We start from the raw sequence: 20,758 nt of genomic DNA, 5'->3' as shown, positions 1-20,758 counted from the left end.
CGACTACATCGAAATGTTTTACAATGCCAAGCGACGACATGGTAACAATGATGATGTGTCACCAGTCGAGTTTGAAAAGAACTATTTTATGAAGCTAAAAGGTATCTAGAAAACTTGGGGCGATTCAAACACGATTAATTGAACACATATCTAATTTTTTTCATACTCAAAAGAAACTGTACCTGGCAAATACAAACCCAGCGGTTACAAACTTAGAGGGAAGAATAATAGTTGAAAACTCAACTTTTATGACCATTGCAAAGTTTTTAAATAACCAGGCTCAATACAATGATTACGATTTACTTGTAATTGATGAGTGTAGTACTGTCAGTAATTCTGACATGCTTAAGCTCCTGCAAAGAGCTTCATTCAAACTTCTTGTTCTTGTTGGTGACGTATTTCAGATTGAATCCATTCGCTTCGGAAACTGGTTCGGAGCAGCTCAATCATTCGTTCCCCAATCATCTCGTTTTGAGCTCACTAAACCTTATAGAACAGAAAACGATAACTTATTAGACCTTTGGGATAAAGTACGTAAACTAGATAGCGATATAGTAGAACATATTACATCTCATAATTATTCTACTAATTTAGATGAGTCAATTTTTAAAACATCATACAGTGACGAAATAATTCTTTGTCTAAACTATGATGGCCTATACGGAATTAATAATATAAATAAGTTCCTGCAAAGCGGAAACCCGAACCCATCAATCCAGTGGGGTGTGCACACATATAAAGTAGGCGACCCGATATTATTCAATGAGTCTTTGCGCTTTAAACCTTTAATCCATAATAATTTAAAGGGAAAAATTATAGCTATTGATCCTCTTCCAGACAAACTAGTCCTTACCATAGAGATTGATAAGTCTATAAATGAATTAGATGCTATAAGTTATGATTTAACTTTTATAGGCCCATCTGATAACAATAAATCCATAATAAGCTTTTCTATTAACCAGTTAGTAAGTACAGATGAAGATGAAGATACCTCCAATGCGGTTGCGCCCTTTCAGATTGCGTACGCAGTCTCAATTCACAAAGCTCAGGGCCTTGAATATGAGTCTGTAAAAGTTGTTATAACAGAAGGAACAGAAGATTTAATTACGCACAATATCTTCTATACTGCAATTACGCGAGCAAAGGAGTATTTGAAGATATATTGGACTCCCAATTCTGAGAGAGGAGTTCTTAGCGGTTTGGAACGAAAGTTTAACTCAAAGGATGTTGGCCTTATCAGGTCTAAATACAGTAAAGAGCTCAAAAAACTTTAAGGATCTGATTCTATAATTCTCTATTGTCTTCTGGTCTAAAATGGTTCAACGAAAAGGCTACTAACTTTCGCGTTGTTAACCCCTTTAATCGGAAGGACGCTATTGATACTGAAAGCGACTATCAATCTATTTTTTAGTAAACACTATATGTTCAATATATACTAGCCATATTTATAGACTAATGGAACTGCTTAATTTCTTCATTCAAAAATTTTTGAATCTGTGATTCTTCAATACATTGAAGTTTCTTACTATATTCATCATGATTTTTAAATTTGAAATTTTTACTCAAAAATACATCATTCTGCCCAGGTTTTTTATTCCAACTTACACTTAGATAAAAAGACTCCCCTGCCAAATAGCCTAGTACCTTACAATTCTGACGAGAATTAGACTCCTCTATTTGGTCTAATGGTTCATTTCTGATCAAAAATTTTAGCTTCCTTAAGCTATACCACGATACTCTCCAAGAGGTACCTGCCTGATCAAAAACTTTTACTTTTATTACATCACCAAGAGGAAATACATTGGGAAGTGAAATTAAGATAGCTTCTTTTTTTCCTTCAGTAAGATTAATACTATGCTTGGGTTTCTGATCATAAACCCACTTTCCATGGGCCCAAAAGTACCAACGAAGTATATAATGATGCATTCTTTCAGGTTTTACGTAGTAACGAATATAATCTATTGAAACAGGACGTCTTCCAACTGAACGTATTACTACTTTATGCTTTGCTCGAGCGATACCAGATGAGTGTTCAAAACTAAATATAGACTGACACTTCAATTTAGGGTTATCCCTTTTATGGGCTTTGTACCTAAGAAACAAACTAATAACTCCGGTAAGTGTACCTATAGTACCTGTTATTGCCCCCCAAACGGCCAAAGTTTGAATCAAACTATTATCCTCCATATATACAACATACTAATATAAATACTAGCATGTACTTTTGAGTGCTCTTAAACACCTTCTATTAAGCTAACCATAAAAGACTGCTTTATCTTAAAACTAGTAAATCCCCAAATCCCCAGGTGAGCGTTCCTACAATGACGATAGCTCCCTCGATTCTTAGAAGGCGATTTCTAACAAAATGCACTTGCTTATTCATTGAAATCTCTAACTTAACGATTTCAGGCTCTACTACCTCTGCCATTTGTGCCCTCATCTCCGTTTCATATTGATGTCCTTCACATGCTGATTCAATGCTATCGCGTAGCATTTTAATTTGCTCATCATAAATCGACTTAGCTGAGTCAACCAACTGGGGTAGTCCTTTAATACTGAACAAAACTCCCACGCATACAATAAGAGAGCCAAATCTAGCAAACATATCTGGGCTTTTCATAAAGGTGGCTAATGCATAACCCAAAATTAGCAATCCAGATGAAACATATATTGATTGTTTTTCTTCTTTTGAAACCTTTATGTTAAAACTACTCATTCGTTATCCTTAAGGCACTATATTGTTATATTAAGCGGCTTTAATATTTTTTTCTACTTACTAGTTTAGTAACGAGTAAGAGCTATTTATTTACATTAATCAATACTAACAAAATTAGCCACTAATTTAATAACACCTAAAATTCTTTGAACCTCTTATAAACAAATAGTGTTATGAGACAATATAGCGCATACAAAACCTATTTAAACACCAGCCCCCTTTAGACAGGATATTAATTTCACCTCTTATGCCTTACTTTAATTAAAACTGCTCTAAACCACTTCATCATATTTAAAAACATTGTAAACCAGCATAGTTTACAAACTTTCATTTTGTAAATCACCGTAGTTTACAAACCCTTCACTTTTGTAAACTACGATGGTTAACTTATTGATAAATATGATATTTTTTACAAAAACTTCTTGCAAAACTATATTTTGTTAACTATTTTTTAGAGACGCCCATAACAAATTGGTAGTTATCAAAAATAATGTAAGTTCTCGAAGAATTATTCGCAAAAGACATATATAGCCCAGGCCACTGGCAGGGGCACCGTAAATTGTTAAAAGGTAAAAGAAGCAAACGTATCACGATGTTTGCGAGCCGGAAGAATGGATTCTCGATGCCATGTGAAAGCTCGCTCGAAAAAAACTTTTGCTACCACCTCGAGCTCAATGAGGACACCAAAGAGTACCGGACACAAGGGCTCCAGTTTGAAATTGAAGATTTTAAATATACACCTGACTTCATCCTGTTGACTCATTTGAATACTTTTAAAATTGTTGAGATAAAGCCAAAAGAAAACCTCAAAAGCAAAGAGCTGACATTCAGGCTATCGCGTGTAAAGGCGTATTTTGAACAGAAAAATATTGCGTTTGAGATAGTCACGGATGAGTTCACTAACAGGCAGCCTCTGCTTTCTAACTTAATCTATGTTTATCGTGCTGCGAAGCTTCCGTTCACGAAAGATGAATCCCAAAAGGCATTGGAGCTAATTAGCAATTTAAAGAGTCTATCATTCGAGAAGATAAGAGAGACACTTCATACCAACGAACTACCCTTGCTAATTGTTGAGCAATTGGTCATTCAGGGAGAACTTAAGGTCGACTTTAACCAACCAATTTCATCAAAAACAGAGGTGTTTCTAAAATGAGCCAACGAAGTAATCTTAATCGAGGCCTCAGATTTACTTATGAAGGTCAGGAATATGAAATAGTTGATATTACTGACTTCGAAGTTTATTACAAGCGAACCAAAGGCGGCGCTCAGCAAACATTAGCGAGAGACCGATTTAATTCGCTTGCACGTTCAGAGCAGATAGATATTCATAATGTTGAACTTTTAGATAGCAATGAACCTGTTTATTTATCGGAGAAACAACTCGAAGAGAGAGACCGGAAACTTGAATATGTTAAAGCTATTCTTAAATCAACACCCCACCCGACGGCTAAACAGCTGGTTAAACCTATCATTGAGAGGGTCGCGTGGAACAGAGAAGAAAAAACTCCCGGTTTTTCAACGGTTGCAAAATGGGTTAAAACTTTTATTGCCTCCAACTATCGTCCTAACTCACTGGTTAACGGCCATCATTTAAAAGGTAATAGAACGAATCGGCTCGATGTTGACTCAGAAATTGCCATGCATGAAGTAATCAAAACTTATTACCTGTCAGAGAATCGCCCAACTATAACTCAGGCCTATAATGAACTTCGCTGTATGCAGCTTAATGGAGATATAAGTAAGATTCCTTCACTCAGAACATTCGAGCGATGCGTGCAAAGCATTAGCGAGCATAAAAAAATAAAGGCTCGTCATGGATCTCTGAAAGCCCACAAATTGCTACGAGCTGCCGGTCAAAGCACTCATTACTCGCGCGCGCTTGAGGCCGTTCAAGCCGATGGGCAAGTGATGGATGTTTTATTGGTTGATGAAGAAACAGGTGAGTTTCTAGGACGCCCAAAAGCAACGATTTTTATAGATGTCTACACCCGCTGCATAATTGCGGCTGTAATCAGTCTGACAGGCTTTAGCTCAGGGAGTGTGCTTGAAACCGCGAAACTTGCTTTAACTGGAACTTACTCAGGATTTGGAGGCCATTTCGAAACCCTTCACGTTGACAACGGGAGCGACTACACCTCCCAATCATTAAAGAACCTTGCGAACAACCTTGGCATACAAATTGACTATGCAGCACCAAATGAACCAAACCTGAAACCCCACATAGAGCGATTTTTTAAGTCCTTAAATACTGGGCTAATTCATAAACTTCCGGGCACCACTTGGTCGAACCCAGTGCATAGAGATGGCTACCCATCAGAGAAAAAAGCAATCCTCACTTTAGAAAAGCTCCAGCACCTGGTTAAAGAATGGATTACGAACGACTACCACAAACGAGTTCACGATGGGATCAAGCGAGCTCCTGCAGCATTGTGGCAAGAATATGTCGAGGAACAACCTATTTATGTATATGCAGACAATCATGTCGATATGCTTGCTAGGCAGGTAGAAAGGAGAACTTTGAATAAGGGTCGTGTACAAATAAATGGATTAACTTGGTACTCCCATGTTTTGAGCACGATTGAGGCCGAGCTAAAAAATCGAAATATTCACCGTAAAGTGGATGTTTACATTGATATCAACAACCTCGGCTACGTCCTTATTAAAGATCCATTGCAACACAATAATTTTATTAGGGCAGATTCCACTCGACCAGAATTTACTGAGTTTTTAAGCCTCGAAGAATATTACGTTGCCAGAAAGGAATTGAAACTAAAATCCAGCTCTGATTTGGAGCAATACTCAACTGCAGAATTAGTGAGATTTAGAAAAAAAATGTCGATGGAGATTGAGCTACTGAATGACCCACAGAGCCGTCGTATGGCGAAGAATGTTCGCAAAAAATTACAGCGTAAAAATCAAAGAGCTAAAGCGCTATCCAATGCACCAAAGTCGGACAAGCTGACAAACTCAACGAATAAAGAGCTCATAATTGATATGAACTTTGATGCTCATCTACCGGAGAAATTAGATTGATGAAAATGACAGACCTTAAAAAAGTCGAAAGCTTTGCGATCCCACACTCGCTTTTTAGTCAGGCAAAACAAGGGATCATTCAAGCAATCCAACTTTCAGAAGTCACAGGTAAGGCCGAGAATGTCATTCTATCGGGCCCTGCCGGAACAGGAAAGACCAAGGTCTGCACATCTATCCTACACCATTACCCTCCTGGCGTTACTGAAGATAGGTTGATGGAGAGCACCACTGTTCCGGCGTTTTATTCTAGTGTTCCGTCACCAGCAACCATCAAAGGCGCTGCGATCAATATGCTGAAGTCAATGGGTGCTCAAGACGCACATCGTGGCACCACAACCGAAATTCAGCATCGATTGGGAGTACTTTTGAAGAATTGCCGGACACAAGTCATTTTGCTGGATGAGCTACAACACCTCCTACAACCCAATAGCGCCAATAACAATGTACGCGACTGGCTAAAGTCCTTGATTAACGAATATCAAATTCCAATCGTAGCCGTGGGCACACCAGATTGTGAAAGTTTGATTGATTCCGACAAACAACTTGCCCGAAGGTTTGTCAGGCGATATCGGCTAGGTAATCTAATCTCGCCACTACATAGCAATGAATTTGGTAGCTATATGGCTACCGTCATTAAGATCATCGGTGATACTTTAAATATTGATGTCCAGCTCAACTTGAAGGACAGTCAAACACTGCTAGCGCTTTTTGCTGCTACGGGTGGCAACCCCTCTGATATCGAGCAAATCTTTAAAGCCAGCCTCTATCGATGCATAGTAAATAATAAACGGATAATCAAACTGAAGTTTTTGGCTGAAAATTATGAGTCGTTAAAATTACCTTATGATTTATGCGGGGACGACTCAGCGTTTGATTTCAGCCTTGAAGAACTGCATGAAATCATTGAAATGCACGATTCCATCCAATGAAGTTATTGCATACCCCGAAGTTTATTGCCGATGAATCGCCATCGAGCATTTTAATTCGAACCAGCGAGCAAAATGGATGGAAGCTGCTAGGCTACTTTCTATCCAGTATTGGCTTTCGAAAATGCGATAAGGGTGCTGTTCTTAGCTGGCTCGTTGATAACAACAAGTGGAATGCCTTCGTTATGAGCTTTAACGCCGACCACCTAGCGGATAGAGGCATTCCCTATCACAAACAGAAAAGCTATAACCTGTCTCCGATTAATGTTCGCGGGCACTTCACCAGGCTCCCATATATTCGACAAAAGTTCAGCGCCCTATGTCCGGAGTGCGTTGATGAAAACGGTTATCTAGATTACCGATGGGACTTAAAACTGATTACAGCCTGTCCCAAGCATAGTCGCTTGCTGATTGAGGAATGCAGCAAGTGTGGAGAAAAAATTCAACACTATCGCAGCAAATTAAACCAGTGTCGCTGCGGTCATTATTTTATAAACAACCCTGTAACAGCAGTCGATACCCAGGAAACTGAGTACATCTATAAGTTCCTTAAGTCCGGTGAGCACAATCAAACCCAGTTGACTGAGTCCATCTTTAATGCATTGATGGCAATGACTGGTGAAAACCAGTCACTTGAGATGCAGCACCAATATGCAATTGACGCTTTCCAGCTGGCAACGTCAGGCACTCAATCACCCGCATTTAAGCGATTACTGAAGTTTCTCAAACATCATGCAGAGCTTGGGCTTCACCCGCGGCTGTGTTTATGGCCACTGCTCACTATGAAAGGCTCGCTAGCCCACGATATTTGTAGTCGCTTGCTTTCAACTATCAAGCTGGACACTCAAGCAAAAACAATTTCTACATGCAAGAAGCAACTTGTAACAGAAATGCGAACACAGCAAGCAGCCAGAACGCTCGCCTGCAGCGTTCACATTGTCAAAAAGCTAATCGAACAGGGCTGGCTCAAACGCGGAGAGTCTAATTTTTTTGTCACCATTGAGCCAATTAACCAATTACTCTGGGCTTTCAGCCAAGAAAGCACCGCTAAGAATTCAAATAGTGCCTTTGAAGAAGTGGGTTATTTGCTAAAACATCCCAAGTTTAAACTGAGTGTTTCGGACATCCTAAAGGCAGTTGACTCACAAGTCATTTCCTTGAAACCAATGCGGCTTGATAAAGGGATTCTTTCATCCAAAATCACTGAACCCGTGAAGACGACTCCAGACACTAAAGGATATATCGCGTTACTCAACCTTGCTGAAAAAACACAAATCCCATACGAGTCCTTAAGAAAACTCATCAAGCTCGGTGTATTTAATCCCGTAAAAATTAAAGACACCAGCAATGCCACCTTTTTAAAACCTCAACAAGTTGAGCGCTTCTTTCACTCTTATGTGTTTTCTACACAACTGGCTAAAGACTTTGGCCTTAGCGGACAGGCCATAGCAGCAAGGTTAAGAAGAGCAGGTGTTCGCCCAGAGGGTAAGCCATTTACCGATAGAGGGATCACAAACCTATACCGAAAATCAAAACTAGCAGCGTTGAATCTCAATGAACTTATGAAGGAGTAGGAAATGTACTTAATTTATGATTTGGAAAGCAGCTTTAGCAACCAAGACAATCAACCTGAAGATTTCCGAGAACTATTAGAAATTGGTGCCGTGATTGTGGATGAGGACTATAACCTCATTGATACGTTCCAATCTTATGTTGCTTTGAAGTTTTACTCGCTAACACCCGAGTGTAATGACTTCTTAGGCGGTATCCAGCAACACATTGAACAAGCCGATAGTCTGCCGGTAGTTTGGGAACAATTTGAAGAGTGGCGTCAACAATATCCCATCACTAAAACAGCAGCCTGGGGCGTATCGGATGAAACCTATCTCAAAAGCCAACTTGAACGCTACGGCATTGCCACGGACTTTTTCAACATCCCCTTTGTTGACCTCAAAAAAGCCTTCCGAAAATCACGACCGGTAAAAATTCCACCCGTCGGCATATTCAAAGCCTGCGAAATCATCGAACTTGAAATGGTTGGCAAACACCATAGTGCTGCCGATGATGCAACCAATGCCATGCTGGTAGCCAAAGACGGCAACTTGCTAGGTAATTAATTTTCTTTCACAGCAGTAAATTCAAACCACACAGAGAGGCACAAAGATGAATAATGTAGATTGTAGTATTAAGCACTGGCAAGTAGTGACCTTTATCCATGACGATGCCAAACACAAAGTCGTTCGAGGAATTATTATTGATGACTGCAGGCGCCCCTTTGAACCGGGATACTGGGTGTGCAGTACCCCGATCATTTATGAGAATTTTGATAAGAATATAGTCCAGACCAAAAATACGTTATATGGTCTAGTAGGTGAAGGTGAGTTCCATGAAACGGATAACTTCAAGATTTATGATTTCATGTATCAAGGACTGACCTTTCAACAGGCAAAATGGGCCGTTGAAAATGGTGCCGAGACTCTTTAATCCATTAGATGTGTACTCTAATCAATAAGTATCTCTAGGCTTTCATCCTTCGTTACATCCAACGAATGACACTTAGGGCATCGAGGAGATGCCTTAAGTGAAAAACAGCCACCGCAGGAGCAAGCCCCTGTAATAGCAGTAATCAGTTTACTTTCGTTATCACTCAGCTCAGGCCCCCACTCGAAGTCAAACGTATGATACCCCCACAACTCTATAGGCAAATCATCAGGAGCTAGCAATTGTTCTTTACCACAATCCTGGCAATGAGCAACGTGGCCAGCCATGATTGGGCCTTTGGTAAACTCAAATTGATTCTTACAGTTATTACATTGATAGTGATAAAGCTTACCCATGAATACTCCAATGTCAATTAGACTAGTTTCTCTATACAAATAACAATTGTTTTAATTTTTTCTGAATAACATAAAAGACTTATTACCATTTTATCAATATCAATAAAATTACTCACATAGAGATCCACCTAATGCAGAAATGCATCATAGCAAAATCATTTTTGCCTTAATTTTCAGCTAGTTATATATTGATATTAATTTTTGGATGAGTAAAATGCGCCAAGACAATAATATTGTTGTCAACAATAAAAATTTGAAGGAGAAAATATGAATAAGCTGAAAGCTTTATTAGCATCTGTAATTTTAGCCTCGAGTTCATTTGTTTCATTACCTACTTTTGCAGGTGATACACTTGACGTTAGATGCTATGAGACGGAAACTACTCGCGTTTGTAGAATTTGTTTCAATGGCAACTGCAGATACGAACTAGACCCATTATAATAATATGAGTTGGAGAGGCTTCCCTCTCCAACTCACTGGAGAAGTTGATGAAGAAGATAATCTATATATTATTACTAGTTACAGTAGCAATATTTTCTTTTTTTTCGGGCATGTACTTTTCAGATGCTGATGTTCCTGTAAAAAATATAGCTAATAGCGATAATACTTTAAATATCTCACGCCAAACTAATAACACAGAAGTAGAGACAGGTACTACTGAAATCAATACAGAGACGGACAAAACAAATATAAATACCGACGAAAAAATTACAGAAGAAAAATCCCCGAAAGCAGAGCAACAGAATATTCCAACAAGCACAAAAAATTATGAAGAAGCGTTGGCTTCAGTAGTTGATACTGAAAATTTTCAAAAGGAAATGGACGATGTTTTTGAAAGGTTCAATAATGAACCTATCACACAAGATGGCCAAACCCTACAATCAACAATAAAAAGCAAGATGTTCAGTTCAGGCACATATGATCAGTTATTGAGTAAAAATGTACAGTTCTCAGATGCTGAGTGTAGATTAAGCTTATGTAGACTTGAGTTCAATATTACAGATACCACCAGGGTTAATGGTAACGAGGATTTCGCTATTATTAATTCTCTAAACTCAAACTTTATGAATATAGACAGCAAAACAAAAGTATATTCCAAGATTGAAGATGGAAAACTGTCATTTTTCATTGGAAGGGGGTATTTATCAGAGTAAGCACTAGAGAAATAGTCTGACAAAATCTACCAAGAAATAAGATTATTTCGACTTTCTAGTAAGTTCTAACCAGTTTACTTCTTTGGAGATCTTTAATTCGCCCTTACCGAAACGCTCTACAAAGGTGAATGTTTTGTGCTTCAAAGGATCTTTTCCCCAAACAGTGGCTGTCCAACTATGCTCAACAAATATGTCAAAGGGCTTCTTAGTCCTATATCCCATGCTTACATTCAGATTTAGTGGCATCCCAGCTTTATATAAAGCTGTAAGAATATCCTCTTCAATAGGTTCTGGTGGCTTCGTGAATCTAGATGGTGCTTGATAAAAATAAACGACTAAGGCTATACCTATAAAGCTGAAGAAAAACATGGAGAAGAAATATTTTTGCTTCTTTCGAAAAAGTAAGAACCCTATGGGGATTAGTATGACAAGACTAATGCCAAGAGATATAGCGGCATAGATAGGTTCTTGTATAAATACACCGACTCCCCAGCTATGCGGAGCTGCGATATAGAATACACCTGCCCCAACTAGAAGTGCGATCACAGCCTGTGTTAGAAAGTTCCAGTTCAAATACTCATCCTTTGTTACTGCCAACCATCCATAAAGGCTCAATCAATATTATCAATCACAAAGCTTTACATTGAGCTGACTTTATCTATTTAACCAATATCTTATCACTCATATTAATAAATTCTAGACATATATTAGGCATATTGATACCTTAGATATCGTATTTTAAATCAACAAGTTAACAAGGAATTTGCCAGTTTAAAATCTCTTGTTATATGTCGTTTAATCTCACTTTATGTGTCGTAGATTTGTATAACTTGTTGATTTCAAATAAAGGCAATCTCAACTTATGTGTCGGCTTACGACGATTGGGGGAACGGAGAGGTAGAGACATGCACCTCTCGTCCAAGAGCCTGGCAAGCAATTGCCAGGCTTTTTTGTACTTTTTCATTATGAAATTTTAGCTGGTTTCGCTCTAAATAATTCACTATACCCACGGAAACAAATTGGCACAAAATACAGCGTGACTAACATCTGATTATTAGGATAAAGGTAACCTATGCCCCATTTCATTGTTAATTGCTCTAAAGAACTACTCAATCAACATTCAGAAGACACAATTTTAGAGCAAGTACATACTGCTGCAGTTCAATCCGGTTTATTTGCCCCTGCGACATCAAAGTTCGCGTTAACCCATTGAGTAACTATTTAGTGGGTGGCGCCAGACCTCAGTTCATGCATGTCTTTGCCCATATCATGCAAGGCCGCTCTGTTGAGCAGCGGCAACAGTTATCACAGTCAGTGGTTAAAGTCCTATCGGAGTTATTTCCCGAGGTGCAGGCGATAGCCATGAACGTTTATGAGTTTGAGAAAAACACCTACCGGAATCGAGCAATGCAGGCAGCGTTTTTTTGAAGTGAGAGGTTAAATAAAATAGTGACTATATTGAGATAAATGAAACAGGTGTTATCTCTTATTTTTGCGACGGTACCAGGTAACAAAACCACTGATCACTAGCCAAAGAATTATCAGCGCTGTTATATCGTTTATGATCTTGCCACTTAAGCCGAACAGGGTTCCACTGTGCAGGTCCTGAATAAAACGTAGATGGGTTATTTGCCGCTGTCGATAGTGACGGCGAAGGTCCTTTTGTACGTCATTCGAAACGTCTACTGTTTGCTGCGGCTTTTCATGCAGTAATATTTCAGTTTTTTCCCAGCCGAAAAAATCCGTATTAAAGCGGTAAGTGTCCCCCTCTTCAGTTTCAACAATCAGTTCATTGCTGATAATATTGGCAGCGACTGCCATGCTGCCCAACTCATCAGAAAAAGCTAGCGCTTCGATAAGTTGTAGATCGTTGGTCAGCCAATAAATACTTGAAGATGTGACCAGTAACTGTTCCTGTTGCCACTCTTGGAAAAGGAGAATAGAAGCCGAACTGTCCTGCCAATAATTTTCGTTTAAATAAAGTTGTTCACCTATCCGGCAAGCGCGAGCCTGTTTGGACTCATAACAATTAACGGACTGTGGGGACTTAATTCCATACCAGTCCAACAGCCAACTTGAAGTGATATAAGACTTATGGAGATTTAACGTTTCATAATGATTTAGTAAGACACCTGTTATTGCCAGATTAAGTAGGAAAACCGAAGCAGCAATACCAAAACGTCGATGCCACTTTCTAAAGTGACCCTTTCGTTTTTTCTGTGAAGACTGCTGCTTTAAGTTCATCGCACTTCTTTGTCCAACATTAACGCAACACGAGCTATTTTCTTCATGGCACTGACCGACATGGTTGCGCCAGTTATACCATCAATATGCTTATTCAGCTTGTTATCATCCGTCAGCTTGATTTGATCAAATTGCTCGGTAAAAGCCTGCATATGGATTTCACCACCGCGGCTTTCGCGAAACTCCAACACTTTAACAAGATTAATGCGTTGCGATTTGACACTAATGCCAAAACTAATCGGACGCTCCTTTCCGATTTCATCTAGAAACCACACCGTCTGATCATCATGCTGCCAATAACGTAAGCGCAACTTTGGATAGCTATGCTCGAGAATTTCTGTAATTTTTTCTTGTATCTCATCATTAAGCCAGAGCGTTTTCACTGTTGGCTCTACCCCTTTCTCCAAATAAGAAAAGGCCTGATGGATAAATTGCTCTTTTGAAAGATATTTTTTTGCTTCACTCGGTACCATCACTAAAGTCAGCAACAATATCAGAGTTAATTGTTTCGTTATCTTCTTCATCAAAATCACTTATCTAAACGAATAAAGGCAGGCGCTAAGGCCTGCCTTTATAAACAGCTAAAAAAGCAGGTGGTTTAGAACTGGTAACCAACGCCTAAGTTAAAGCCGTCACCATCCTGAGCACCATCGCGTCTTTCTAAGTCAAACTTAAATACCACGTTTTGGTGAGGCCAGTAGTTGAAACCAACGTTAGTCTGCTCCATTTCAGTATCAATAGAGTTGCCTGCAACGTTGTCCCACTCACTATAACGAGCGAATACACCGAACTCATCATTGAAGCGGTAGCTTGGTTCAACGAAGAAACCATCTTGCTTGTCTTGGCCAGCTAACTCAGCTTGTTCACTGTCGACATCCCAGCCTGCATATAAAGCACGGATACCGAAGCCATCTACATTATAAATAGCGTGTGCTGTGTATAAGTTAGCATCAGCATTCAAAACACCTTGCGTCAAATCAGTCTGATGCTGAATCGAAGCAGCAAGTTCTAAACCAGGAATTGCAGTGTACTTGATGCGTGCAGTGTAAGCAAAACTGTCAGCATTCGCTTTAGCTACTTTCTGACGGCCGCTACGGATGTTGAAGTCATATACGCCACCATCGTTTGGCACTTCCAAACCAGAGTGAATCGCGAAATCAGCAGTGATACCAGCAGCTAATTCAGTTGTTACGCCAGCACCCGCTTCCCACCAAGTTGAAGGAATGATGTTCTTTTCAACAGGATTTCTTTCTACACCGTAGAACGTTGGTGGTTCATGAGTTTCGTTTAGAATACCTACTGGTACAAGGAACAGACCTGACTTGATTGAAGTCGCATCAGTCACGTCAATTTCAACGTAAGCTTGCTCTAGCTCAACCTCACCCGGTTTACCGTCACCCGATAATGAGTGCTCAACTTCTAGCTCTGAGAAGAAACGAATATCTTCGTTGAACTCATAACCCATGAAAGTAACGAAGCGGTGGAAATCGATAGACTCTTTATCTTCGATATTGTTGTAATGTAGTTCACCATACCCACCGAAAGATAATTTTGAGTCAGCTGCATTACTCATTGTTTTCTCAGCAGCCTCAACAGAAGCTTCAGCTTTCTCATCAGCTTCTTCTACGGACTTTTTCAAGTTCTCAATTTCTTTCTGTTGAGATTTAATTAAATCTAACAATTCTTGATTGGTCGGCTCGGCTGCATTCACAGTACCGCACGCCAATAGTGCCGCCGACACTAGCGCAAGCTTAAATTTCATAATGTTCCCCTAACAAAAGATATGTAAAAAAGCATGCGAACTATAAACAAATAGACACACTAATGCAAATCATTCTTATTTATATTTCGATGTTCTTGATTTAGATCATTATTTTCATTTAAATACAATAACTTGCAAGTTCAATAGATTAGATAAGCTTTTTCTCTAGGACAAAAAAAGTAATTTAATCCAGTCCCTGAATAACAGGAAGAGACAACAGATCAAGCCACCTGCCACTGATATGCGCTCAGGGAATAGCGCCCACAGCTCATCCCGGACGGGCGAGCCAGCGGTAAGCTTTTGTAAGACTCCCGGCAGAACTTGCCCCTTCGCCTATCCTTCTCAGTTTTTAAACAGCGATCCGTCAGGATTTGGTGACTTAGGCAATACTTCTAAGCCATATGCAAACAAAGTAGGTGTGACATCACTGGAAAGAGCCATTTCAATTGACCCTTGACTGGCGCTCCATGACACACTGACCTTTTTGTTTTTCACTCTAAATTCAAACGATTTAGTCATTAATTCATCACCGTCAAGGTTCTGCAGCGTAATTTTGACAGAATCAGCCAATGAACCCTTCGCACCATCAGGGTGCTGATTATTAGTCACTTTAAGTTTAAAACGTAAATGCTCGCCCTGTGTCGTTAATTTAATATTTTTAGTATCCAGCTCGTTTTCATTTTTGTCCAGCAAGGTATAACTCAGGTTTAAGTCACCTGCACTAACGAAACCATTGTGCTCAACCCTCCCGGTAACATTGAGCCTTTTAACCTTTTTAGGGTTCTTAATGGTATGCAGAATCATTCTTGGTTGCAGCTTTAATCCATGAACCCTGTTAATCATGGTTGACTTCACTCTCGCTTTCTTTTTTTTCTTCTGTAACTTTCTATTGGTTATAGCAGGCTTAAACTGGGTCTGAAGCAACCTTGGAGAAAGTTTTATCCTTTTAGCTGTTTTTAGTTTTCTTTTCTCTCTCGACTGCAGGACCTTAACGCTTTGCAGTTTTTTAAGTGCCTGGGTGTCAATGAGTTTTTTCTTTTTAGAACCGGTTACTTCTTTTTTATCATTTTGAATTAAGGCATGCATCAGCGGCGTTTTTACGGTATTAAAAACCATAACCCTTTTCTTATCATGAGATCGGATACTTCCAACTTCGTCAATATCAACACCTTGGCTAAGATCTAATTCAGCAGACTTAATGAAAAATGCACTGGAAATGGCCGTTGGTATCTCACCCTCACCTTTACCATCAGATAAAGTGGATGTTGAGTTTCTCCAATAACGAGCATTGAGGAAGTCTTTACTCAACCATTCACGCGATAAGAAGACTCTTAAGTACTCCATAGATGCAGATTTAAAGCACTTCATAACATAACTAAGTTCTTCATCATCTACACCAAAAAGCTCACAAATATCAGGGGTAAGGTGGCTTTTAATATCCTCCGCGGTTAACGTCAAACGCTGCCAAAGGCCATTTTCTTCAGGCTCCAGTAAGGGTTTTAATGGAGAAATGGTAACGGCTGCATAATTCTCACTAGAGCCAAGTCGAGTTCGCAGACGAGACTCTAACAGTTCGATAAATCCATTACGTTCATCTTCATAACCAGCTTTTGCATCTGCTGTTCTTAAAATCTCAAGAGCATCTTCTACTTGATGCTTCTGACCTAAAGTAACCCACTCGGCCTGAACGCGACTTAACTTTTGCTTTAATAACTCAGCAACTGAACTGGTGCCAGAACTTGTAGCTTCAGCTATTTTTAATTCAAGCTCGAAACATTGCTCAGAGTAATCGACATAGCGCTTATAAACATCGCTTTCTTCAGGGATACCCTGCTCATTTTTTGGGAATAAAAAATTTTCCGCCTGGGTCAGTTGTTCCGAGTCTGCCTGTACTTTACCTGCAAACTCAGAGTGCCTTAAAAACGTCTCATAGACTCTATTAAGTATTGGATAATCATTTGAGAGTGACACTCTAGAGCCCAGTTCGGGAGATACATTAAGCAGCTTATCATGCAAATGAGCCTTAGCATCATCCAACTGTATATCAAGATTAGTAATCTTTGGCTCTTCATCATCCGCATCAGCATTCTCAGTTTCCTTGCCAGAAAACATTTCTGCGAGCGGAATAAGCTCGTCCCCCATTGGATAGCCCATTGGACTATAATCTAAGAACGATAACAGCTCTGAATTAGGGGCAGAGCCCCTATCCATTAAACTTTTCTGAGCGATATCCAATTCTTCTAACTCAGACAGAGCCACCGCAAAGGCGGCTCTGATAACTTTTATTCCAGCTCCTGATAACTCAGTAAAGTCACTCATGTTCCCTCCTAGATCCACTGATCTTCAGGGAAAGAATCAAAGTCAGGGTTTGGAGAGTTTTTAAGGTAAATGCTTGACATACCAACTAAGTAAATACCATCTGCGCGAATTTCACCCATGGTTCCAGCACGAGAGTAACTGGTATTCACCGTTGTATTTTCATGCTTCGCATTTGCACCAAAACCAAAAATTGATACCCCTGCTTTTCCTGACATTTTGTTAATTTCACTTTCTGACATTCTAGCCAGAGCCTTAGAGCGAACGGTTAAATCCTTAATAAAGTAAACCGTCATTGGGATAGCTTTTAACAGACCTTCTTCTGGCGGTATTTTGCCATCAGAAAGTTTAGTGATCTGGGCCACTGGATCGAGCGGCTGATCCGTTCGAGGATCAACTGTAGTATAGGCTCTGGACTCAATAAAATCTTTGGCGAACCATGGACGGTCAATTAACCCCTGAACAATTTCAAAGCTAATTTCGAATTCATCAGAAAAGAACTCCGAATTTCGTTTTGTATTTTCTGCTGAACCGCTAGCTCCCGCAGCTCCGAAGCTGAAAGGCACTTTAACACTGGCTGATGTTTTCGAGTGTTTGAACTTGCGTTCGCTCTGCATACTACTAGAGTGGATACGAACCCTCATCATCCCTTTTGCGTTTAAAATTCCATTTGGACGTAATGCAGTATAATAAGCCGACTCAGAAATTAAGGATGAACCCAGCTCTTCATCTGCAAAGAGTGAAGCCAGAATTTGGTTGCCCTCAAATCGCTCTCGAAGCTCTGCTAAATACTCCGGCATGCCACCCTGAGATAATTGCTCAATTCGGGCAATGATACTTTCAACTAAGGTTTTCTTACCTTGCGCTTCCCAACGCTGTTTTGCTGCTCGGATTTTTCTCTTCAATATCTTCTTACGGAGTCCTGCGTTAGGATCATTGGGGCTGATTTTCTTCAGTTCATCTAATGCATTAAGTACCACCGTGTCGTACTTCAGCGCCAGTGCATCGTAAAGCTTCATTGCCGTTGTAGGCTCTGAAATACTATTGGGATCAGCAACAATATCTTCTGTTGAGGCGCCATCTGCAAAGATGTCATCAAGGCTCGCATCTTCTCCACCCAAACCTGATAACAGGTCTTCATCAGACAAGTCTTCAGAAGAAGATGAGTCACCCAGAAGGTCGTCCAAATCATCTCCGCTGTCTTCAACAGGTTCAGGCTTTTCTTCCTCTGCAGGTTCCTTATAAAGTAAAGCACGAAGCTTCTTCAATTTTTCTTTGTCCTCATCTGAGCGAGCGTTATTAACCACTCTACAATTACTCAATATGGACTCATAGGCATTGGATATTTTCTGACCACTGGCAATAAGAGTGTTGATATCAATGATTTCACCTTTCTCGTCTTTACTGATTTCAGGAACATAGTCCACGATTGATGCAAAGTTCACTGCTGAACGCATCAAGTCATTATTGGTGAATCCTTTATCTTTCCATTCCTGTGCATTTGGACCAATATCCATAAATGCAGCCAGCTCAGGTCCGAATGGTATCGGTGGCATAAAATAGTGAAACGTTGCATTTTCGGGTGCATTACCTTCAATCATTGATTGAATTTCACCGTACATAAAATCCCGCATATCCGCTGCGGTCAAATTTTCAATTTCATTTTTAGCTAGCTTTGGCATAACCTTTCTCCTTTCCTTGAAGTATCTTTAGTATTAATTAAATATGATGAAATCTTTATCGCTGTAGCCACGGCTACGCTCACAAACTTCGTAACCATTACTACTCCCGTCATCATTGGTATTCCCTTCGATCGTTCTAAATACGCTTTCCTCAGCTTTGATAACCAAACCAACATGTGTCCAGTCATTATCTGTTTTGCGCACAAGAAACATTGAACCCGTAGGAATGTCTCGGTGAGTTACATCACCTTCTGAAACAAAAAATCCTTCGTTTTCACCCTGGGCTGCCATGTAATCGCACGAACCAGAGGTTTTCATAGGCATTGAAATATTGAGAGCTTCTGCAGCCTGTCGCATACAAAAGCGAACGAAACCTGCACACCAATAAAACTTATCGCCATCATGTCCATCCAAATATAATCGAACCCAAGGGCCTCGATTATCACCACCAAATTCTCTTGGATGAACACTCAAATGTAACCGAGCAAATTCAGCTACAGCTTCATTAAAAGGCATTGAATGATTGATTGGATTTTTGAGGACAGCAGTCATCGGTTTAACTAATGCTTGATAGGTCTGCGTATCGACGACTCCGTTTGGTTCCAGGCCATTAAAAAATTGGAAATTCATCACGGCATCCTGCGTTACGAAACCAAAGATGCCATCAATGACCACTTGCAGGTTATGATAACAGAGCCATTCCTGTACTCGCTTAACGGCGTTACCACGGCTTCCTTCCCGCGTAACTCTTTCCATGTTGACTTCTTCTCTGATAAAGCTTCTTAAATCAGAATGATCAGATTGGATATACATACTTTGCTCCTTGCGTAAATTGAACTTCCTGTTCACACCCTTCATATTAACTATCAGGTTTTAAGAAACAACCCTCTTAAAGGTGTGGTTAGCAAGGGTTACGATAAGGCAAGATTTTGTATTTTAAAAGGCTCAATGCATCCGCTTATGTTATGAAAGAATTCAGGAGCAGAGGTATAGCAATGTGCTTTTAATTAAGACTAATAGTGATAACTATGTAAAAACTTCTATTGAAACAAACATTAACAAGGCCTTTGGCTTTAGAGCGTCTCTTCATAGAGGGTTCGTTGAAAATCTCACAGGCCCCACGGATACCGAGCATATGTCTCATTTAAAGTAGCCAGTCGAAGAACCGGGCAGCTTCTCCAGCAAAGAGCGAGTCTCAGGTAATAGATTAAGAGATTGCTTACAATTACAGCAGAGGATACTTACTTCACACCGCAGCCATATCGTATGCGTCTAGGCCATGGACAGACCATTCAAAGCTCACTCACTATTCTTTTCAATGATAACGGCGGGAAACAAAACGCCAACATTCAATCAGACCGGCTAAATGCCATGTCGTTACTACGGCTAATGTTTATAATACTGCCTAAGGAGTCTTTGTTGAAACAACAAGCTGTCGCAGCGACCTATATCGCTACCGTTTTTCTGACTTGCCGCCAACTGGGGTTAACTGTTTTGCTGACTGATGGCGTGACGAATCTTAAAGTGAACCAGCGTTAAGGCGCGATAGGGAGACTTTCCCTTAGCGATGAACACATCCAGTAATCGTACTGCCTGACCATTCATATCAGGCAAATATTTCAAGCATTGCTCTCTGGTCAAAGTGCTTGGTGACGTTACGCTATCGTACTGACTTGATTCAAAATTATAGAGGCGAACACTCTGGTGCTCTTGCGGTAATTTGATTGTTACATTGACATCCAGACTTTGTGAGTAGACTGAGCTAACTACGGATACCAGTATCAACGCTATAAATCCTTTAATGAACATACACACTCCTTGCTGTTCTGAGTCATTCTGGGAAGAAGATCACAGTGCCCATCCGGAGGCTGGAATAAAGAACTTTTATAGTGTAGGAAAGAAATTCGAGGACAATTGTTGGAACAAAAGGAACCGATGCCTTGGCGAAGGGTTACCTTCAAGACATGGTGGTCAGCTATATAAAACGTCAGTCCAATTGACTTAATATTGTTCACCTTGGTTATTGTGCATTTTATATACAGCTTTTAGACTATCCCTTTTCTCAGCCTAACTCAAGCCTTTTCGATA

At 39.9% G+C, this 20,758-nt stretch carries 21 protein-coding genes; 10 read left to right on the top strand and 11 right to left on the bottom strand.

Translation table 11 applies throughout. The features are described 5' to 3' along the window. A partial coding sequence (locus tag H7708_RS12490) for an IS3 family transposase (protein WP_223669690.1) occupies positions 1 to 109 on the top strand: 109 nt, incomplete at its 5' end. 13 nt (positions 110 to 122) lie between these two features. Next, positions 123 to 1,274 carry an AAA family ATPase gene (locus H7708_RS13495; protein ID WP_223671198.1) on the top strand — a complete coding sequence of 384 codons (1,152 nt, stop codon included), beginning with the start codon at positions 123 to 125 and terminating at the stop codon, positions 1,272 to 1,274. Between the two features lie 178 nt (positions 1,275 to 1,452). On the opposite strand, the gene H7708_RS12480 is transcribed toward H7708_RS13495, so the two are convergent. Further along, on the bottom strand, positions 1,453 to 2,172 hold the full coding sequence (locus tag H7708_RS12480; protein ID WP_223671196.1) for a hypothetical protein: 720 nt from the start codon (positions 2,170 to 2,172) through the stop codon (positions 1,453 to 1,455). A 100-nt stretch (positions 2,173 to 2,272) separates the two neighbouring features. Next, on the bottom strand, positions 2,273 to 2,716 hold the full coding sequence (locus tag H7708_RS12475) for a hypothetical protein (protein ID WP_223671195.1): 444 nt from the start codon (positions 2,714 to 2,716) through the stop codon (positions 2,273 to 2,275). Positions 2,717 to 3,275: 559 nt separating this feature from the next. Between H7708_RS12475 and H7708_RS12470 the strand changes: the two genes are divergently transcribed. From H7708_RS12470 to H7708_RS12445, 6 genes are read left to right on the top strand one after another with little or no spacing between them, the layout of a single operon-like run. After that, complete coding sequence (locus tag H7708_RS12470; protein ID WP_223671194.1) at positions 3,276 to 3,869, top strand: TnsA endonuclease N-terminal domain-containing protein; 594 nt, start codon at positions 3,276 to 3,278, stop codon at positions 3,867 to 3,869. Next, positions 3,866 to 5,749 carry a DNA-binding domain-containing protein gene (locus H7708_RS12465; protein ID WP_223671193.1) on the top strand — a complete coding sequence of 628 codons (1,884 nt, stop codon included), beginning with the start codon at positions 3,866 to 3,868 and terminating at the stop codon, positions 5,747 to 5,749. Before H7708_RS12470 ends, H7708_RS12465 begins: the two co-directional genes overlap by 4 nt. A gap of 5 nt (positions 5,750 to 5,754) precedes the next feature. Continuing rightward, a complete protein-coding gene (locus tag H7708_RS12460; protein ID WP_223671192.1) occupies positions 5,755 to 6,678 on the top strand; it encodes a TniB family NTP-binding protein in 924 nt (307 codons plus the stop codon). Further along, entirely contained in the window at positions 6,675 to 8,249 is a 1,575-nt protein-coding gene (locus H7708_RS12455; RefSeq protein ID WP_223671191.1) for a TniQ family protein, read from the top strand. Before H7708_RS12460 ends, H7708_RS12455 begins: the two co-directional genes overlap by 4 nt. Positions 8,250 to 8,252: 3 nt before the next feature. Further along, positions 8,253 to 8,792, top strand: coding sequence for a 3'-5' exonuclease (locus H7708_RS12450; RefSeq protein ID WP_223671190.1), 540 nt, complete (start codon positions 8,253 to 8,255; stop codon positions 8,790 to 8,792). 46 nt (positions 8,793 to 8,838) lie between these two features. Beyond that, positions 8,839 to 9,159, top strand: a complete 321-nt coding sequence (locus H7708_RS12445; protein WP_223671189.1) for a DUF6957 family protein — start codon at positions 8,839 to 8,841, stop codon at positions 9,157 to 9,159. A gap of 17 nt (positions 9,160 to 9,176) precedes the next feature. Here H7708_RS12445 and H7708_RS12440 read toward each other — a convergent pair whose 3' ends face one another. Beyond that, on the bottom strand, positions 9,177 to 9,512 hold the full coding sequence (locus H7708_RS12440) for a hypothetical protein (protein ID WP_223671188.1): 336 nt from the start codon (positions 9,510 to 9,512) through the stop codon (positions 9,177 to 9,179). Between the two features lie 488 nt (positions 9,513 to 10,000). Here H7708_RS12440 and H7708_RS12435 point away from each other — a divergent pair, with 488 nt between their 5' ends. Continuing rightward, a complete protein-coding gene (locus tag H7708_RS12435; protein ID WP_223671187.1) occupies positions 10,001 to 10,666 on the top strand; it encodes a hypothetical protein in 666 nt (221 codons plus the stop codon). Between the two features lie 42 nt (positions 10,667 to 10,708). On the opposite strand, the gene H7708_RS12430 is transcribed toward H7708_RS12435, so the two are convergent. Then, a complete protein-coding gene (locus H7708_RS12430; RefSeq protein WP_223671186.1) occupies positions 10,709 to 11,239 on the bottom strand; it encodes a hypothetical protein in 531 nt (176 codons plus the stop codon). A 636-nt stretch (positions 11,240 to 11,875) separates the two neighbouring features. On the opposite strand from H7708_RS12430, the gene H7708_RS12425 reads away from it, so the two are divergent. Next, complete coding sequence (locus H7708_RS12425) at positions 11,876 to 12,094, top strand: tautomerase family protein (RefSeq protein ID WP_223671185.1); 219 nt, start codon at positions 11,876 to 11,878, stop codon at positions 12,092 to 12,094. A 51-nt stretch (positions 12,095 to 12,145) separates the two neighbouring features. On the opposite strand, the gene H7708_RS12420 is transcribed toward H7708_RS12425, so the two are convergent. The 7 genes from H7708_RS12420 to H7708_RS12390 form a co-directional block, all read right to left on the bottom strand. Then, complete coding sequence (locus H7708_RS12420; RefSeq protein ID WP_223671184.1) at positions 12,146 to 12,910, bottom strand: PepSY-associated TM helix domain-containing protein; 765 nt, start codon at positions 12,908 to 12,910, stop codon at positions 12,146 to 12,148. Next, a complete protein-coding gene (locus H7708_RS12415) occupies positions 12,907 to 13,434 on the bottom strand; it encodes an FMN-binding protein (RefSeq protein WP_223671183.1) in 528 nt (175 codons plus the stop codon). Before H7708_RS12415 ends, H7708_RS12420 begins: the two co-directional genes overlap by 4 nt. A 74-nt stretch (positions 13,435 to 13,508) precedes the next feature. Next, positions 13,509 to 14,672, bottom strand: coding sequence for a porin (locus H7708_RS12410; RefSeq protein ID WP_223671182.1), 1,164 nt, complete (start codon positions 14,670 to 14,672; stop codon positions 13,509 to 13,511). Positions 14,673 to 15,014: 342 nt separating this feature from the next. After that, positions 15,015 to 16,907, bottom strand: coding sequence for a hypothetical protein (locus H7708_RS12405; protein ID WP_223671181.1), 1,893 nt, complete (start codon positions 16,905 to 16,907; stop codon positions 15,015 to 15,017). A gap of 92 nt (positions 16,908 to 16,999) precedes the next feature. Then, positions 17,000 to 18,670 carry a hypothetical protein gene (locus H7708_RS12400; protein ID WP_223671180.1) on the bottom strand — a complete coding sequence of 557 codons (1,671 nt, stop codon included), beginning with the start codon at positions 18,668 to 18,670 and terminating at the stop codon, positions 17,000 to 17,002. Between the two features lie 33 nt (positions 18,671 to 18,703). Next, entirely contained in the window at positions 18,704 to 19,426 is a 723-nt protein-coding gene (locus H7708_RS12395; RefSeq protein ID WP_223671179.1) for a peptidoglycan-binding domain-containing protein, read from the bottom strand. Positions 19,427 to 20,155: 729 nt separating this feature from the next. Continuing rightward, complete coding sequence (locus H7708_RS12390) at positions 20,156 to 20,479, bottom strand: hypothetical protein (RefSeq protein WP_223671178.1); 324 nt, start codon at positions 20,477 to 20,479, stop codon at positions 20,156 to 20,158. Between the last annotated feature and the right edge of the window lie 279 nt (positions 20,480 to 20,758).

Origin of the sequence: Kangiella shandongensis (assembly GCF_020005365.1) — a bacterium.
GTDB lineage: Bacteria > Pseudomonadota > Gammaproteobacteria > Enterobacterales > Kangiellaceae > Kangiella > Kangiella shandongensis.
Note: the sequence above shows the minus strand (reverse complement) of the source record. Positions and strands in the feature narration are given on the sequence as shown.

Coding starts and splice junctions, on each gene's coding strand:
- H7708_RS12475 (WP_223671195.1), bottom strand. CDS start 2,716: ATGAGTAGTTTTAACATAAAGGTTTCAAAAGAAGAAAAACAATCAATA.
- H7708_RS12465 (WP_223671193.1), top strand. CDS start 3,866: ATGAGCCAACGAAGTAATCTTAATCGAGGCCTCAGATTTACTTATGAA.
- H7708_RS12460 (WP_223671192.1), top strand. CDS start 5,755: ATGACAGACCTTAAAAAAGTCGAAAGCTTTGCGATCCCACACTCGCTT.
- H7708_RS12455 (WP_223671191.1), top strand. CDS start 6,675: ATGAAGTTATTGCATACCCCGAAGTTTATTGCCGATGAATCGCCATCG.
- H7708_RS12450 (WP_223671190.1), top strand. CDS start 8,253: ATGTACTTAATTTATGATTTGGAAAGCAGCTTTAGCAACCAAGACAAT.
- H7708_RS12445 (WP_223671189.1), top strand. CDS start 8,839: ATGAATAATGTAGATTGTAGTATTAAGCACTGGCAAGTAGTGACCTTT.
- H7708_RS12440 (WP_223671188.1), bottom strand. CDS start 9,512: ATGGGTAAGCTTTATCACTATCAATGTAATAACTGTAAGAATCAATTT.
- H7708_RS12435 (WP_223671187.1), top strand. CDS start 10,001: ATGAAGAAGATAATCTATATATTATTACTAGTTACAGTAGCAATATTT.
- H7708_RS12420 (WP_223671184.1), bottom strand. CDS start 12,910: ATGAACTTAAAGCAGCAGTCTTCACAGAAAAAACGAAAGGGTCACTTT.
- H7708_RS12415 (WP_223671183.1), bottom strand. CDS start 13,434: ATGAAGAAGATAACGAAACAATTAACTCTGATATTGTTGCTGACTTTA.
- H7708_RS12410 (WP_223671182.1), bottom strand. CDS start 14,672: ATGAAATTTAAGCTTGCGCTAGTGTCGGCGGCACTATTGGCGTGCGGT.
- H7708_RS12400 (WP_223671180.1), bottom strand. CDS start 18,670: ATGCCAAAGCTAGCTAAAAATGAAATTGAAAATTTGACCGCAGCGGAT.
- H7708_RS12395 (WP_223671179.1), bottom strand. CDS start 19,426: ATGGAAAGAGTTACGCGGGAAGGAAGCCGTGGTAACGCCGTTAAGCGA.
- H7708_RS12390 (WP_223671178.1), bottom strand. CDS start 20,479: ATGTTCATTAAAGGATTTATAGCGTTGATACTGGTATCCGTAGTTAGC.